This window comes from Kitasatospora sp. NPDC058965 (assembly GCF_042741245.1).
Lineage (GTDB): Bacteria > Actinomycetota > Actinomycetes > Streptomycetales > Streptomycetaceae > Kitasatospora.
This window is the reverse complement of the sequence record NZ_JBHYKG010000200.1, coordinates 1-15,623: the sequence shown is the minus strand read 5'-3', so window position 1 is coordinate 15,623 and position 15,623 is coordinate 1. Positions and strand designations below refer to the sequence as shown.

Here is a 15,623-nt window from a genome sequence, read left to right as displayed (position 1 = left end):
GCTCGGGGTCGGTGCCCCCGCCCTCCGAGTTCCACCGGACCGCCGGGGTCGGGAGCGTCAGTTGTGTCGCAGCGCCACGCGCCGTCGTGCTGCGCGACCCGCGCCCGGGCCACCTGCTCGCCGAGGGCGAAGGTGTCGCGGGAGAGCGCGGTCAGCGGCGGGTGGACGATCCGGGCCAGCAGCGAGTCGTCGAAGCAGACCAGCGAGAGGTCGCGCGGCACCCGCACGCCCATCTCGGTGGCCACCCCGAGGCCGGCCACCGCCATCACGTCGCTGTCGTACACGATCGCGGTCGGCCGCTCCGGCCTGGCCAGCAGCGCCCGGGTGGCGGCGGCCCCCTGCGCGTCGCTGAAGTCGGTCGGCACCGACACCGTCTCGGCCAGGCCGAGCCGCTTGGCCGCGTCGCGCAGCGCCCGGATCCGGCGCCGGGTGTGCTGGAAGGCGGGCAGTCCGGCCAGGTGGGCGATCCGCCGGTGCCCGAGCGCGGCGAGGTACTCGACGACCGAGAGCATCGCCTCCCGGTCGTCCGCCCAGACCGCGGGCAGGCTGCCGTGCCGACCGGGCCCGCCGAGCACCACCGTGGGCATGCCGAGCTCCTCCAGCACCGCGATCCGCGGGTCGCGGACCTGCAGGTCCACCAGGACGTAGCCGTCCACCCGGTGTTCGGAGGTCCAGCGGCGGTAGACCTCGATCTCGGCGGCGGTGTCCTCCACCACCAGCAGTTGCAGGGCGGTCCCGCGGCGGGAGAACTCGGCCTGCAGCCCGGAGAGCAGCTGGGCGAAGAACGGCTCCACCCCGATGGTGCGGGCCGGGCGGGCCAGTACCAGTCCGACCGTGCCGACCCGGGCCCCGCCGAGCACCCGGGCGGCGCTGTGCGGGCGCCAGTTCATCGCCTCCGCGACCTGCAGGATCCGCCGGCGGGTCTCCTCGCTGACCCCGGGGCGCCCGTTCAGCGCGAACGAGACCGCGCCCTTGGAGACCCCCGCCGCGCGGGCGATGTCGTCGATGGTCGGTCTGCCCACGTCTGCTGTCCTCTCTTGACACCCCTGCCGCGCAGGAGCATAGTCCCACCCATTCACTAGAACGGTTTAGTTCGTCCCGTTCCTCCACCGCCCCAGGCCCGTTCTCCCGTTGACGGGGGATCAGTCGGCCGGGCGGTCGCACGCGCACCGCACCCCCGCCCCGTTCCCCACGGAGATCGCCATGCGCACAGTCAGGGCCAACGTCACCCTCGCGGCCCTCGCGTCGCTCACCCTCACCCTCACCGCCTGCGGCGTCGGCGGGAGCGGTTCGGCCGGCGGCGACAAGGCCGTCGCCACCGACCAGCCGCTCAAGGGCAGCATCACCTTCCAGACCTGGTCGCTGAAGAACGACAAGTTCACGCCCTACTTCGACGCCCTGGTCAAGGAGTTCGAGAGCCGTCACCCCGGCACCACGGTCACCTGGGTGGACCAGCCCGGCGACGGCTACACCGACAAGGTGACCAGTCAGGTCACCGGGGGCAGCCTGCCCGACGTGGTCAACCTGCCCCCCGACATCGCCCACTCGGTGGCCAAGGTCGGCGGCCTGCTCGACCTGGCCCGCAACGCGCCCACCCTGACCAAGGACTACGTGCACAGCGGCCTGGCCGCCTACACCTACGCCGACCTGGGCAGCGCCACCTACGGCTTCCCCTGGTACCTGGGCACCGACATCAGCCTGTGGAACAAGGGCATGCTGCAGCGCGACGGCCTGGACCCGGCCAAGCTGCCGAAGACCTTCGACGAGCTGGTCGCCCAGGCCAGGACCATGCACGACCGCTCGGGCGGCAAGGACTACCTGATGAGCCGGCCGCCCGGCCTCTCCGACATCGTCAACTCCGGTACCCCGCTGATGACCGCGGACGGCAAGAAGTTCGCCTTCGCCACCTCGGGCGCGGCCGCCGTGCTGGACAAGTACACCGCCGCCTACGCGGCCGGCTACCTCCCCCCGGACGTGCTGACCAGCACCTACGAGGGCAACTCGGCGCTGTTCAACAAGCAGGTGGTCGCCTGGACCACCGGCGGCGGCAACTACATCACCAGCACCCAGCAGACCAACCCGAGCCTGGTGCCGCAGATCGTCGCCTCCCCCGCGCTGGACACCGCCCCGCTGTACGTGCAGGGCCTGTCGGTCTCGGCGAAGAGCGCGAACCTGCCGCTGGCCCTGGCCTTCGCCGAGTTCGCCACCGACAACGCCCACCAGGCGGCCTTCGTCAAGCTGGCCCCCGGCTTCCTGCCCGGCACCACGGCGGCGGCGAGCGACCCGGCCTACAGCAGGAGCGACGGCACCCCGCAGGGCGACGCCTCGGTCTTCGCCTACCAGGACATGCAGCGGGCGGTGAACTTCACCCCGCCGGTGTGGACCAACGCCATGGACACCTACTTCAACCAGCAGATCGCGCTCGCCATGACGGGCAAGGAGAGCAGCACCGAGGCGCTGCAGCACGCCCAGGACCGCGCCAACCAGCTGCTCGACCAGTGACGTGGGCCGCGTGACCGGCCGGACGCCGCCGCGGTCGCGGCCGCCGCGGGCCCACCACCCGTGCGCGCCCTGGCTGCTGGTCGCGCCGGCCCTGCTCTGGCTGGCCGTCTTCAGCCTCTGGCCCGCCCTGAACACCGGCGTGCTCTCCTTCACCAACGTGCACACCCTGAGCGGCGGGCAGTTCGTCGGCCTGCGCAACTACGCGCTGATGTGGCAGGACCCGCAGCTGCGCGACGCGATCGTCAACACGCTGCTCTTCATGGCGGTCTGCGTCCCGCTGCTGACCCTGCTGCCGCTGCTGCTGGCGCTGCTGGTGCAGCGCACGCTGCCGTTCATGGGCTTCTTCCGGACCGTCTTCTACTTCCCGGTGATCGCCTCCGCCGTGGTGGTGGCGCTGATCTGGCAGTGGATGCTGGACGACCGCGGGCTGGTCAACGGCCTGGGCCGGCAGGCCGGGCTGCTGCACCGGGCGGTGCCGTTCCTCACCGACCGCTGGCTGCTGCTGGCCAGTGCCGTCGCGCTGACCGTCTGGAAGGGGCTGGGCTACTACATGGTGCTCTACCTGTCGGCGCTCGGGAACGTCCGCCGCGAGCTGCACGAGGCCGCCGCGGTGGACGGGGCGGGCGCGGTGCGCCGGTTCCGCTCGGTCACCGTGCCCGGGGTGCGCGGCACCATGGCGCTGGTGTCGGTGCTGATCGCGGTCAGCGCGATGCGGGTGTTCACCGAGCTGTACGTGCTGGGCGGGCGCACCGGCGGGGTGGGCGGCCAGGACGTGTCGCTGGTGATGCTGATCCAGCAGGCCGCGGCCGGCAGCGACGGCCGGATCGGCTACGCCTCGGCGCTCAGCGTGCTGCTATTCGCCCTGACCGTCGGTCCGCTGCTGCTGCTCGCCCGCTGGAACCGGCGGGGTGACCGGTGAGGCGCCGGCCCGGCCGCCGCTCGGCGGTCTTCGACGCGGTCACCCCGCTCGGCCTGACGGTGCGGTACCTGACCCTGCTGCTGGTCCTGGCGGTCACCGTCGGGCCGATGCTCTGGGAGCTGGCCACCTCGCTGAAGGGTGTCGCCGAGGACGTCTACACCGCCACCCCGCGCCTGCTGCCGCAGCACCCGACGCTCGACAACTACGGCCGGGTGGACCGGCTGATCCCGGTCGGGCGGTTCGCGCTCAACTCGGTGCTGGTCGCCCTGCTCGACGTCGCGGGCAACCTGGTCGGCGCGACCCTGGCCGGCTACGCGCTGGCCCGGCTGCCGTTCCGCGGCCGCCGCGCGGTGCTCGCCCTGTTCCTCTCCACCCTGGTGCTGCCGGGCGAGGTGACGATCATCTCCCAGTACCAGACGGTGACCCGGCTGGGCCTGGGCGACTCGCTGCTCGGCGTGGCGCTGCCCGGCATGATCGGCGCGCTGAACGTGCTGCTGATGCGCAACGCGTTCCTGGCCGTGCCGGCCGAGCTGGAGGAGGCGGCGGTCATCGACGGGGCCACCGTGCTGCAGCGGCTGCGGCTGGTCGCGCTGCCCGCCGTCCGGGGCACGCTGAGCGTGATCGCCGTCCTCACCTTCATCGGCGCCTGGGACGACTTCCTGTGGCCGCTGCTGGTGCTGCAGAGCCCCGGCCGGCTGACCCTCACCGTCGGCCTCTCCTACCTGCAGGGCGCCTTCTCCGCCGACCCGCGCACCGTCGCGGCCGGCGCCGTGATCGCCCTGCTTCCCGTGCTCGCCCTCTTCGTCGCGCTGCAGCGGTACTTCTTCCGCGGCGTGGGCGAAGGCGCCGTCAAGGGCTGAGCGACCGACCCGACCGGAGACCTGGATGACCCACGCGACGGGGACCGCCCCCCGGTTCGGCGTCAACTACACGCCCAGCCGCGGCTGGTTCCACCACTGGCTGGACTTCGACCTCGACCCGGTGCGCCGCGACCTGGACGCCGTCGCCGCGCTCGGCCTGGACCACCTGCGGGTCTTCCCGCTCTGGCCGCTCTTCCAGCCCAACCGCACGCTGATCCGCCCGCGCGCCGTCGAGCAGTTGGCCGCGCTGGTGGACGCGGCCGGCGAGCGCGACCTGGACGTCGCGGTGGACGGCCTGCAGGGCCACCTGTCCAGCTTCGACTTCCTGCCCGCCTGGACCACCAGCTGGCACCGGCGCAACCTCTTCACCGATCCCGAGGTGGTCGCGGCGCAGGCCGCCTACCTGGAGACGCTGGCCGCCGCGCTGGCCGGGCGGGCCAACTTCCTCGGCCTGACCGTGGGCAACGAGGTCAACCAGTTCTCCGGCGACCCGCACCCCTCCCCGGACCGCGTCTCCCCCGACGGCGCCGCGGACTGGCTGACCCGGCTGCTGGCCGCCTGCGAGCGCGGCGCGCCGGGGCGGCTGCACCTGCACGCCTCCTACGACGCCGCGTTCTACCAGGACGACCACCCGTTCACCCCGGCGCACTCGGCCCGGCTCGGCGCGGTGACGGCGGTGCACTCCTGGGTCTTCAACGGCACCGCCCAGCGCTACGGCCCCGACGCGGTGGCCACCGTGCAGCACGCCGCGTACCTGGTCGAGCTGGCCAAGGCCTGGGCGCACGACCCGCACCGCCCGGTCTGGCTGCAGGAGGTCGGCGCCCCGGCCCCGCACATCGCCCCCGGCCGGGCCGCCGCCTTCACCCGCGCCACGGTGGCCGCCGCGCTGGACTGCCCCGACCTGTGGGGCGTCACCTGGTGGTGCTCGCACGACGTGGACCGCGCGCTCGCCGACTTCCCCGACCTGGAGTACACCCTGGGCCTGCTGACCAACGACCAGCGGGTCAAGCCGGCCGGTCGGGCGCTGGCCGAGGCGGTGGCCGCCGCCCGGGAGCGGTGGCGCCCGCCCGCGCCGCGGCGCACGGCGCTGGTGCTGGACCTGCCGGACGCCGCGCCCGAGCGGTCCGGCTGCGCCCCCGGCGGCGCCTTCTTCGAGGCCTTCATGCGGCTGGCCGCGGACGGCGCCCGCCCGACCGTGCTGCTGGCCGGGCGGGTGGCGGACCGTTCGGGCCTGGCCGCGCGGGGTATCACCGAGATCGTCACCCTCGACGACCTGACCTGACGGACCGCCGGCAGGCCCGACGGACCACCAGAAAGGGAGAGTGCCCATGCACGACGACCGCACCCTGGTCGAAGCCCGGCTCAAGCGCGTGCTGGAGGAGCGCATCCGGCCCGCGGTGTACCCGGAGTCGGTGCCGCTGTCGGTCGGCAGCTGGACCGCGCCCGGAGAGCCGGTCCCGGTGGCCGAGGGGCTGGCCGCGCCGCGCACCCCGATCGCGGTCGGCGACCGCTGGGGCGCACCCTGGAGCACCAGTTGGCTGACGGTGGCCGGCACCGTGCCGGCGGCGTGGGCCGGGCGGTGCGTGGAGGCGCTGATCGACCTCGGGTTCGACCGGAACATGCCCGGCTTCCAGTGCGAGGGCCTGGTCTACCGGCCGGACGGCACCCCGGTGAAGGGGCTGAACCCGAACAACCAGTGGGTCCGGATCGCCGAGCACGCGACCGGCGGCGAGCAGGTGCTGCTGCACGTGGAGGCCGCGGCCAATCCGGTGATCCTCGACTACCACCCCTTCCTGCCCACCGACCTCGGCGACCGGGCGACCGCCGGCAGCGAGCCGCAGTACCGGCTGGCCCGGATGGACCTGGCCGTCTTCGACCGCACGGTCTGGGAGCTGGTGCTCGACCTGGAGGTGGTCGGCGAGCTGATGGCCGAGCTGCCGGTGGACGGGGCCCGCCGGTGGGAGCTGCTGCGCGCGGTGGAGCGGGCGCTGGACGCCGTCGACCTGCAGGACGTCAACGCCACCGCGGCCGCCGCGCGCACCGAACTGGCCGGCGTGCTGGCCGCTGCGGCCGCCCCGTCGGCGCACCGGATCAGCGCGGTCGGCCACGCGCACATCGACTCCGCCTGGCTCTGGCCGCTGCGCGAGACGGTCCGCAAGGTGGCCCGCACCACCGCGAACATGACCGCGCTGCTGGCCGACCACCCCGAGTTCGTCTACACCATGTCGCAGGCCCAGCAGTACGCCTGGCTCAAGGAGCACCGCCCCGAGGTGTACGCGAAGGTCAAGCAGGCGGTGGCCGAGGGACGGTTCGTGCCGGCCGGCGGCATGTGGGTGGAGTCGGACACCAACATGCCCGGCTCGGAGGCGATGGCCCGTCAGTTCGTGCACGGCAAGCGTTTCTTCCTGGCGGAGTTCGGGATCGAGAACCAGGAGGCCTGGCTGCCGGACACCTTCGGCTTCACCGGCGGCCTGCCGCAGATCATCAAGGCGGCCGGCTCCCGCTGGCTGCTCACCCAGAAGATCTCCTGGAGCCAGGTCAACTCCTTCCCGCACCACACCTTCTGGTGGGAGGGCATCGACGGCACCCGGATCTACACCCACTTCCCGCCGGTCGACACCTACAACTGCTCGATGAAGGGCGCCGAGCTCGCCCACGCCGTCCGCAACTTCAAGGAGAAGGGGCGGGCCACCCGGTCGCTGGCGCCGACCGGGTGGGGCGACGGCGGGGGCGGCACCACCCGGGAGATGATCGGCCGGGCGGCCCGGCTGCGCAGCCTGGAGGGTTCGGCCGCGGTCCGGTGGGAGACCCCGGCCGCGTTCTTCACCGCGGCGCAGGCGGAGTACCCCGAGCCGCCGGTCTGGGTGGGCGAGCTCTACCTGGAGCTGCACCGCGCGACGCTGACCAGCCAGGCGCGGACCAAGCAGGGCAACCGGCAGTGCGAGAACCTGCTGCGGGAGGCCGAGCTGTGGGCGGCGACGGCGGCCGTGCGGACCGGGGCGCCCTACCCGTACGCCGCGCTGGACCGGCTCTGGAAGACCGTGCTGCTGCACCAGTTCCACGACATCCTGCCCGGCTCCTCGATCGCCTGGGTGCACCGGGAGGCCGAGGCGACCTACGCCGCCGTCGCCGCCGAGCTGACCGCGATCGTCGAGGCCGCCCAGCAGGCGCTGGCCGGCGAGGGCGGCACCGAGCTGGTCTTCAACTCGGCGCCGCACCGGCGTTCCGGGGTCGCGGCCGGCGGCGCCGCGCCCGCCGCCGCGCCGGCGGGCGACTGCACGCTGCGGGAGCGGGCGGGCGGCGGCTTCGTGCTCGCCAACGGGCGGCTGCGGGTCGAGCTGGACGGGCGCGCACTGGTGGTCTCCGCCTACGACCTGGCCGCGCGGCGCGAGGCCGTCGCCCCGGGCGCGGCCGCCAACCTGCTGCAGTTGCACCCCGACTTCCCGAACATGTGGGACGCCTGGGACGTCGACCAGTTCTACCGCAACACCGGCACCGACCTGACCGGGGTGGACGAGCTGACCGTGCTCGCCGACAAGCCCGAGGCCGTCGCGGTGCGGGTGGCCCGGTCCTTCGGCTCCTCCACCGTGGTGCAGACCCTCACCCTGGCCGCCGGCGCCGGCCGGCTCGACCTGCTGACCGAGGTGGACTGGCACGAGACGGAGAAGTTCCTCAAGCTCGCCTTCCCGCTCGACCTGCACGCCGACCGGTACGCCGCCGAGAGCCAGTTCGGCCACCAGTACCGGCCCACCCACACCAACACCAGCTGGGAGGCGGCCAAGTTCGAGGCCTGCAACCACCGGTTCACGCACGTCGCGGAACCCGACTGGGGCGTCGCCCTGGTCACCGCCTCGACCTACGGCCACGACGTCACCCGCACCGTGCGCCCCGGGGACGGCGGCACCACCACCACGGTGCGCGCCTCGCTGCTGCGCGCCCCGCGCTTCCCCGACCCGCACACCGACCAGGGCCCGCACGCCTTCCGCCACGCCCTGGTCCCCGGCGCCACGATCGCCGACGCCGTCCGCGAGGGGCACCTGGTCAACCTGCCCGAACGCACCGTGCTCGGCGCCGCCACCGCGGTCGCGCCGCTGGTGGCGGTGGACGGCGAGGAGGTGGTGGCGAGCGCCGTGAAGCTGGCCGACGACGGCAGCGGCGACCTGGTGGTGCGCCTCTACCAGGCCACCGGCACGCGCAGCCGCAGCACGCTGCGGACCGGCCTGCCGGTGGTCTCGGTGCACGCCTGCGACCTGCTCGAACGGCCGCTGCCGGACGGCCACCCCGCGCTGCACGACGGTGCGGTGGAGCTGGCGCTGCGTCCGTTCCAGCTGGTCACCCTCCGGTTCGCCCGGGGCTGACGGGCCGTCGGCTCAGGATCCGCGGGCGATCCACTCGTCCAGCTGCGGGGCCTCGGCCCCGATCGTGGTGGTGGCGCCGTGGCCGGTGTGGACGACGGTCCGCGCCGGCAGCGCCAGCAGCTTCCCGGCGATCGACTCGATGATCGTCGGGAAGTCGGAGAACGACCGGCCGGTGGCCCCCGGCCCGCCCCGGAAGAGCGTGTCGCCGGTGAACACCGACTCCAGGGCCGGGGCGTACAGGCAGATCGCGCCGGGGGCGTGGCCCGGGGTGTGCAGCACCTCCAGCTCGACGCCGGCCACCTGCAGCACCCGGCCGTCGGTGAGGAACCCGTCGGGATCGGTGTCCGGGTGGGTGAGCCGCCACAGCGGCAGGTCGTCGGCGTGCAGCAGCACCGGCGCACCGGTGCGGCGGCCCAGTTCGGGGGCCGCGCCGATGTGGTCGTCGTGCGCGTGGGTGCAGACGACGGCGGTCACCCGCCGGCCCGCCACGGCCCGCTCGATCGCGTCCGCGTCGTGGGCGGCGTCGACGACCAGCACCTCGGTGTCGTCGCCGACCAGCCAGACGTTGTTGTCGACCTCCCAGGTGCCCCCGTCGAGGCTGAACGTGCCGTGCGTGACGAGCTGTTCGACCCGCGCCGTCACAGGATCACCACCGAGCGCAGCACCTCGCCCTTGTGCATCCGGTCGAACGCCTGCTCCACGCCGTCCAGGGCGATGGTCTCGCTGACGAAGGCGTCCAGGTCCAGCCGGCCCTGCAGGTAGAGGTCGATCAGCATCGGGAAGTCCCGGCTGGGCAGGCAGTCGCCGTACCAGGAGGACTTGAGGGCGCCGCCGCGGCCGAACACGTCGAGCAGCGGCAGTTCCAGCGTCATCTCGGGGGTGGGCACGCCGACCAGCACCACCGTGCCGGCCAGGTCGCGGGCGTAGAACGCCTGCCGGTAGGTCTCGGGGCGGCCGACCGCCTCGATCACGACGTCCGCGCCGTTCCCGTCGGTGAGCGCGCGGATCGCCTCGACCACGTCGGCCGAGCCGGCGTCGATCGTGTGGGTCGCGCCCAGCTCCCGGGCCTTGGCGAGCTTGCGCGCGTCCAGGTCGACCGCGATGATCCGGGCCGCACCGGCCAGCCGGGCGCCCAGCACGGCCGCGTTGCCGACGCCGCCGCAGCCGATCACGGCCACCGAGTCGCCGCGTCCGACCGCACCGGTGTTGACCGCGGCGCCGAGGCCGGCCATCACCCCGCAGCCGAGCAGGCCGGCCGCGGCCGGGGAGGCCGCCGGGTCCACCTTGGTGCACTGGCCGGCCGCGACCAGCGTCTTCTCGGCGAACGCGCCGATGCCGAGCGCCGGGGAGAGCTCGGTGCCGTCGGTCAGCGTCATCTTCTGCTTCGCGTTGTGGGTGGCGAAGCAGTACCACGGCCGGCCGCGCCGACAGGCCCGGCAGGTGCCGCACACCGCACGCCAGTTGAGGATCACGAAGTCGCCCGGCGCGACCTCGGTGACGCCCTCGCCGACCGACTCCACCACGCCCGCGGCCTCGTGCCCGAGCAGGAACGGGAACTCGTCGTTGATGCCGCCCTCGCGGTAGTGCAGGTCGGTGTGGCACACCCCGCACGCCTGGATCTTCACCACGGCCTCGCCCGGGCCGGGGTCGGGCACCACGATCGTCTCGATCGAGACGGGCGCGCCCTTCGTGCGGGCGACGACGCCGCGTACCTGCTGGGGCATCTGAGGGTCCTTTCGGCGGTGACGGGGTGTCGGGCCGCTGGTGGCGGTCCATGCCGCACCCTACGTGGCGGGGAGCCCGGCGGGAGGTCGAATCGCCCGCCCGGCCGCCTCGGCCGCCCGCAGCTCGGCCAGGCCCTGGTGGGCGTCCCGCACCAGGTCCGGCATGCCGTACGCGCGGCCGAGCTCGACGGCGCGGTCGAAGCAGTCCCGCGCCTCGGCCCACTCGGCGAAGTGCAGGTGCGCCAGGCCGGTCTGCACCAGGCAGTCCGCGCTGCCGGCGAAGTCCCCCAGGTGCTCGCGGATCCCGAGCGACTCCTCCAGCGCGGCGAAGGCGTCCGCCCGCCGGCCCAGCCCGCGCAGCGTCGAGCCGAGGCTGGCCAGCGCCCCGGCCACGGTCCGCGGGTTGTTGCCGTGACTGCGCCACAGCGCGAGCGCCCGGCGGAAGTGCCGCTCGGAGGCCGCGAGGTCGCCGGTGAGCCGGAACGCCCGGGCCAGCGCGTCCTGGTACGGGGCCTCGCCGAGCTCGTCGCCGGTCAGCCGGTGCAGCCGCAGCGCCTCGCCCGCCAGGGCCAGCGAGCGGTCCGGGTCGAGCTCGGCGAGCGACAGGTTCCCGGTCACGGCCGCCCGGCTGCGGGTGTCGCCGATGCGCTCGAAGGCGGCCAGCGAGGCCCGCAGCGCCTCGATCGCCTGCTCGGTGCGGTCCGCCATGCCGTGGGTGGTACCGATCCGGCGCAGCATCCAGGCTTGACCCACCAGGTCGCCGTGCTCCTCGGCGCTGCGCAGCGCCAGAGCCAGGCAGTCGTCCAGCTCGCGGGTCCACCAGTAGCTGCGCGAGTAGCCCTGCAGCCAGCCGGCCAGCCGCCAGGCGAGGTCGGGCCGCGCGCTGTCAGCGCTCTGCCGGATCACCTCCTTCAGGGTGGGCAGCTCCTGGACGCACCAGCGCAAGGCGTGCTCGGCGTCGCGGAAGGCCGGCAGCGGGGCGGGTGGTGCCTCGCCCAGGCTCGGCGGGTCCTGGATGCCCAGGGTCATGGTCGCGGACGCCGCCTCCAGCGCGGCCGCGTACCAGAGCGCGAGCCGCAGCCGGGCGGCCGCGCGCTGCGGAGCCGGCTCCTCCTCGGCGGCCCGCTCGGCCGCGTACTCGCCGAGCAGGTCGTGGAACCGGTACCGGAACGGGGCCGGGGTCTGCAGCAGGTGACTGTCCGCCAACTGTTCCAGCAGCTCGCCGGTGCGGGCGACCGGCCGCTCCAGCAGCGCGGCGGCCGCCCCCGCACCGATCGTCTGGCCGGGCCACAGCCCGAGCAGCCGGAAGGCCCGGGCCGCCTCCCGGTCGGCCTCCCGGGTGCCGTCGCGCAGGGCGAGGTAGCCGGAGGCGAAGGTGGCCCGGACGGCCAGGTGCCCGGCCGCCAGGCCGTCCAGTCGGCCCTGGCCGTCGTCCAGCAGGCCGGCCAGTGTGCTCAGCGACCAGCTCGGCCGCGCCACCAGCCGGGCGCCCGCGATCCGCAGCGCGAGCGGCAGGCCGGCGCAGGCGGCGAGCAGCCGCAGCGCGCCGTCCGGGTCGCGCTCGACGCGCTCGGGCCCGCACAGCGTGGCGAGGAAGGCGCGCTGGTCCTTGATGTCGAACGGCTCCAGCGGCACCCGGGTGGTCGCGGGCAGGTCGGTGAGCGCGTGGCGGCCGGTGACGAGCACTGCACAACCGGCGCCGCCCGGCAGCAGCGGCAGGACCTGCGCGGCGTCCCGGGCGTTGTCGAGCACCAGGAGCACCCGCCGGTCGGCCAGCGCGGTGCGCAGCAGCGCGGCGCGGTCGTCCAGGTGCTCGGGCATCGACCGGACCGGGCCGCCGTGCTCGCCCGACTGTCCCAGCGCGGCCAGGAACGCGGCGAGCAGGTCCTGCGGGTCGCGGGCGGGTCCGCTGCCGAAGCCGCGCAGGTCCGCGTAGAGCTGACCGTCGGGGAAGAGGTGCTTCGCGTGGCGCGCGGCGTGCACCGCGAGGGCGGTCTTGCCGACGCCTCCCATGCCGGAGACGACCGCCACGCGCGGCACGCCCGCGGGCAGCGGGGTCGCCAGCAGCTCGGCCAGGGCCCGCAGCTCGGCCTGACGGCCGGTGAAGTCGGTGATCCCGGTCGGCAGCTGGGCCTGCGGGACGATCGCGGGGGCGGCCGGCTCCGCCGCCGGCGCCGCGGCGGGGGCCGCCGGGGCCGCCTCCTCGGCGTCGCCGCGCAGCACCTTCTCGTGCACCGTGCGGACGCCGGCGCCGGGTTCGACGCCGAGCTCCGCCACCAGCGCGCGCCGCAGCCGCTGGTAGGTCTCCAGCGCCTCGGAGCGCTGGCCGAGCCGGTGCAGCGCGAGCATCAGCTGGGCGTGGAAGCCCTCGTGCAGCGGGTGCTCCGCCGTCAGCCCCGTCAGCTCGGGCACCAGCCCGGCGGTCCGCCCCAGCCGCAGCTCCGCCTCGATCCGCCACTCGATCGCCTGCACCCGGGCCTCCTGCCACTGCTGGCGCGGCGCCTGGGCCTGGGTCAGGTCCGGCAGCTCGGCCAGCGGGTCGCCGCGCCACAGCGCGAGGGCCGCGGCGGACTCGCGCCGGACCGACTCCCAGTCCTCGCGCAGCAGCGCCTCCCGGGCCCGGCGGACGCTGCGCTCGAAGAGCCCGGTGTCCAGCTCGTCCTCGGTCACCCGCAGCAGGTAGCCGAGCGGCGTGGACAGCAGCCGCTCGCCGTACGGGGCGGCGAGCAGGGCCCGCAGCCGGGCCACCATGTTGTGCAGCGAGGCGGTCGCCGTCGCCGGCGGCCGGTCGCCCCAGAGCGCGGCCTTCAGCCGGTCCACCGGGACCGGCTGGTTGGCCTCCAGCAGCAGCACCGCGAGCAGCGTGCGCACCTTGAGGCCGTTGACGTGTTGGTCCTGGTCGCCGAGACGGACGGCGAGCGGGCCGAGCAGCCCGAAGTGCATGGTTCTTCCCCCACGATCCCCTCACACCGCGTCCCCGATCCGTGCGGTGTGATCACCGGCCACCCTAGCGCCGCCGCACGACGGCCCGGGACCGGTTTTCGCCACCTGCGGTTGGCCCGCCGTTAGGTCGGCGTTGGCCGGGCCGGACAGCATCTGCCCTGCTGACGGCCGTGACACCCGGCCGGCAGGGCACGAACGATGCATCGGAGGACCATGAGCAAGGTCAGGCGCAGACTCGGCAGCGCGATCACCGGTCTGCTGCTCCTGTTGACGGTGGCCCCGGCCGCCACCTCGGCGCACGCCGACGTCGTCACACCGGCGCCGCCGTCGCCCACGGCGTTCGCGGGGGACGCGATCCGGGCGATGACCTGGAACACCTGCGGCGAGGCCGGCGGGGTGCGCGGATCGACCGCCTACTGCCCGTTCCGCGACCAGCCGCAGGCCAAGGCGAACGCGATCGCCGCGGCGGTGTCGGGGCGCAACCTCAACGTGGTGCTGCTGCAGGAAGTCTGCTTCACCAAGGCGAGCCCGGCCGACCCGACGCCGACCAACCCCGGCAAGAGCGAGGTCGACCTGGTGCAGGACGCGCTGGGCGCGGGCTGGACCTTCGTCGGGGCCGAGGGGATGCGCCCGGCCGCCAGCGGGTACGACGGCAAGCCGCACTCGTACTGCCGGGCGGGCCTGCCGGGGACGACCGGCATCGCCATCGGGGTCAAGGGCACGGTCAACCCGGCCGACGTGGCGTCGAGCCTGCTGCCCGGCGTCACCGGCGGCAAGACCGAGCCGGTCCTCTGCCTGAAGCCGGTCGGCTGGACCACGCACGTCTGCGACGCCCACCTGAGCAACGACCCGGGCGACGACTACCAGGCCGAGGTGACGGCGCTGACCGCCACCGTCCAGGCCGCCTCCCCCATGGTCCTGGGCGGCGACTTCAACACCTCCGTGCCCAGCAAACTGAGCGCGCTGTACAGCAGTTTCCCCGAGTGCGACCAGCAGGCGTTCTTCCCGGGCGACCAGGTCAACCAGCCCACCGAGGACAGCTTCACCAGTCCGAACACCGTCCCCGGTCAGGGCGGCACGCTCTACGCGGCCCCGGGCGGCGCGCACCAGCTGACCAAGATCGACTACCTGTTCAGCAGTGCGGGCTTCAGCACCTGCGACGTCTGGTCGCAGCTGGCCGACCACAGCGACAACTACGCCACCGGCGGCCCGCCGACCGGCTTCTCCGACCACGCGCCCTTGGTCGGCACGGTCCGCGGCCGCGCGGCGCTCGCCTGGAACCTCGCCGATCCCCAGGGGTCGACGGCGGCCGACGCCTCCGGCAACGGCCACCCGGGCACCCTGGCCGGGAACGCCGCACTCGCGGGCGGCCGGGCGACGTTCGCCGGTACCGGCACGGTCAGCGCCGACCGGCCGGTCGTGGAGACCTCCAAGAGCCTGACGGTCTCCGCCTGGGTGAACCTCGACGCCGGTGCACCCAGCGGCGCGGCGGTGAGCGTGGACGGCGACCGGACCAGCGGCTTCGGCCTCTGGTACAACAAGGGCGACAACACCTGGCGCTTCAGCATGCAGAAGGTGGACGCCGACGGCTGGAACCCCGACCAGGTGATCGCCCCGGCCACCGGCCAGTTCGTCCCGCAGCCCGGCACCTGGACCCACCTGCTCGGCACCTTCGACGCCGGCACCGGCACTATGAGCCTGTACGTCAACGGCACGGCGGCCGGCAGCACGGCCCGCACCGGCAACTGGAACGCCGACGGCTCCCTGGTGGTCGGCCGGGACAAGAACGACGGCAACCCGGACGACTTCTGGCACGGCTCGATCGCCGACGTCGAGGTGTACGACTACCCGTTCACGGCGGCCGGCGCGGCCGCGCTCGCGGGGGCCCGGCCGCAGCTGCCGACCGGCCCGCACACCGTGCCCGACTCGGCCAACCCGGCCGGGCCCGGCTGCACCCCGAACGGCGGCTACGGCACCGTCAACTCCCTGACGCCGCAGCTCACGGCGACGGTCGCCGACGCGGACCCGCTGGCAGCGGTCCGGGCCGACTTCGCGATCTGGGACAACACCGACCCGAACCAGCCGCAGCCGATCCTGCTGGGCGGCCCCGGTTCGGCCGGACCCTTCGTCACCGGCGCCGGCACCGTCCAGGTCACCACCCCGACCCTGGTGCACGGTCACGCCTACGGCTGGTACTCCCGCGCCGCGGACGGCGCCGGGCACGTCTCGGCCACCACCGCGGTCTGCCACTTCTACGTGGCCTGACGCACCGTCACGCCGCACCGGAGCGCCCGCTCCCGGCCTGCCCGGCCGGGAG

10 protein-coding genes are annotated in these 15,623 nt (G+C 74.5%); 6 read left to right on the top strand and 4 right to left on the bottom strand.

Features of this window, described 5'->3' with window-relative positions:
* Positions 1-1,022, bottom strand: a 1,022-nt coding sequence (locus ACFW1A_RS27420; RefSeq protein WP_380413080.1) for a LacI family DNA-binding transcriptional regulator, incomplete at its 3' end; no start/stop codon positions are given.
* 181 nt (positions 1,023-1,203) lie between these two features.
* Here ACFW1A_RS27420 and ACFW1A_RS27415 point away from each other — a divergent pair.
* The 5 genes from ACFW1A_RS27415 to ACFW1A_RS27395 are packed head-to-tail and all read left to right on the top strand — an operon-like array spanning position 1,204 to position 8,639.
* Complete coding sequence (locus ACFW1A_RS27415; protein ID WP_380413077.1) at positions 1,204-2,502, top strand: ABC transporter substrate-binding protein; 1,299 nt, start codon at positions 1,204-1,206, stop codon at positions 2,500-2,502.
* Between the two features lie 10 nt (positions 2,503-2,512).
* Positions 2,513-3,421, top strand: coding sequence for a carbohydrate ABC transporter permease (locus ACFW1A_RS27410; protein WP_380413075.1), 909 nt, complete (start codon positions 2,513-2,515; stop codon positions 3,419-3,421).
* Positions 3,418-4,281 (top strand): carbohydrate ABC transporter permease, encoded by an 864-nt coding sequence (locus tag ACFW1A_RS27405; protein WP_380413073.1) that lies wholly within the window; start codon positions 3,418-3,420, stop codon positions 4,279-4,281. The genes ACFW1A_RS27410 and ACFW1A_RS27405 overlap by 4 nt, the downstream gene beginning before the upstream one ends.
* A 25-nt stretch (positions 4,282-4,306) precedes the next feature.
* Entirely contained in the window at positions 4,307-5,563 is a 1,257-nt protein-coding gene (locus tag ACFW1A_RS27400) for a glycosyl hydrolase (RefSeq protein WP_380413071.1), read from the top strand.
* 46 nt (positions 5,564-5,609) lie between these two features.
* Positions 5,610-8,639 (top strand): alpha-mannosidase, encoded by a 3,030-nt coding sequence (locus ACFW1A_RS27395; RefSeq protein ID WP_380413069.1) that lies wholly within the window; start codon positions 5,610-5,612, stop codon positions 8,637-8,639.
* A 12-nt stretch (positions 8,640-8,651) separates the two neighbouring features.
* Here the strand turns inward: ACFW1A_RS27395 and ACFW1A_RS27390 are convergent, their stop codons facing one another.
* Genes ACFW1A_RS27390 through ACFW1A_RS27380 form a run of 3 tightly spaced genes read right to left on the bottom strand, consistent with a single transcriptional unit; the run spans position 8,652 to position 13,306 of the window.
* Entirely contained in the window at positions 8,652-9,281 is a 630-nt protein-coding gene (locus tag ACFW1A_RS27390; RefSeq protein ID WP_380413067.1) for an MBL fold metallo-hydrolase, read from the bottom strand.
* On the bottom strand, positions 9,278-10,363 hold the full coding sequence (locus ACFW1A_RS27385) for an S-(hydroxymethyl)mycothiol dehydrogenase (RefSeq protein ID WP_380413065.1): 1,086 nt from the start codon (positions 10,361-10,363) through the stop codon (positions 9,278-9,280). The genes ACFW1A_RS27390 and ACFW1A_RS27385 overlap by 4 nt, the downstream gene beginning before the upstream one ends.
* Before the next feature lie 60 nt (positions 10,364-10,423).
* Positions 10,424-13,306 carry a BTAD domain-containing putative transcriptional regulator gene (locus tag ACFW1A_RS27380; RefSeq protein ID WP_380413063.1) on the bottom strand — a complete coding sequence of 961 codons (2,883 nt, stop codon included), beginning with the start codon at positions 13,304-13,306 and terminating at the stop codon, positions 10,424-10,426.
* 213 nt (positions 13,307-13,519) lie between these two features.
* On the opposite strand from ACFW1A_RS27380, the gene ACFW1A_RS27375 reads away from it, so the two are divergent.
* Entirely contained in the window at positions 13,520-15,571 is a 2,052-nt protein-coding gene (locus ACFW1A_RS27375) for a LamG domain-containing protein (RefSeq protein ID WP_380413061.1), read from the top strand.
* Positions 15,572-15,623 lie beyond the last annotated feature (52 nt).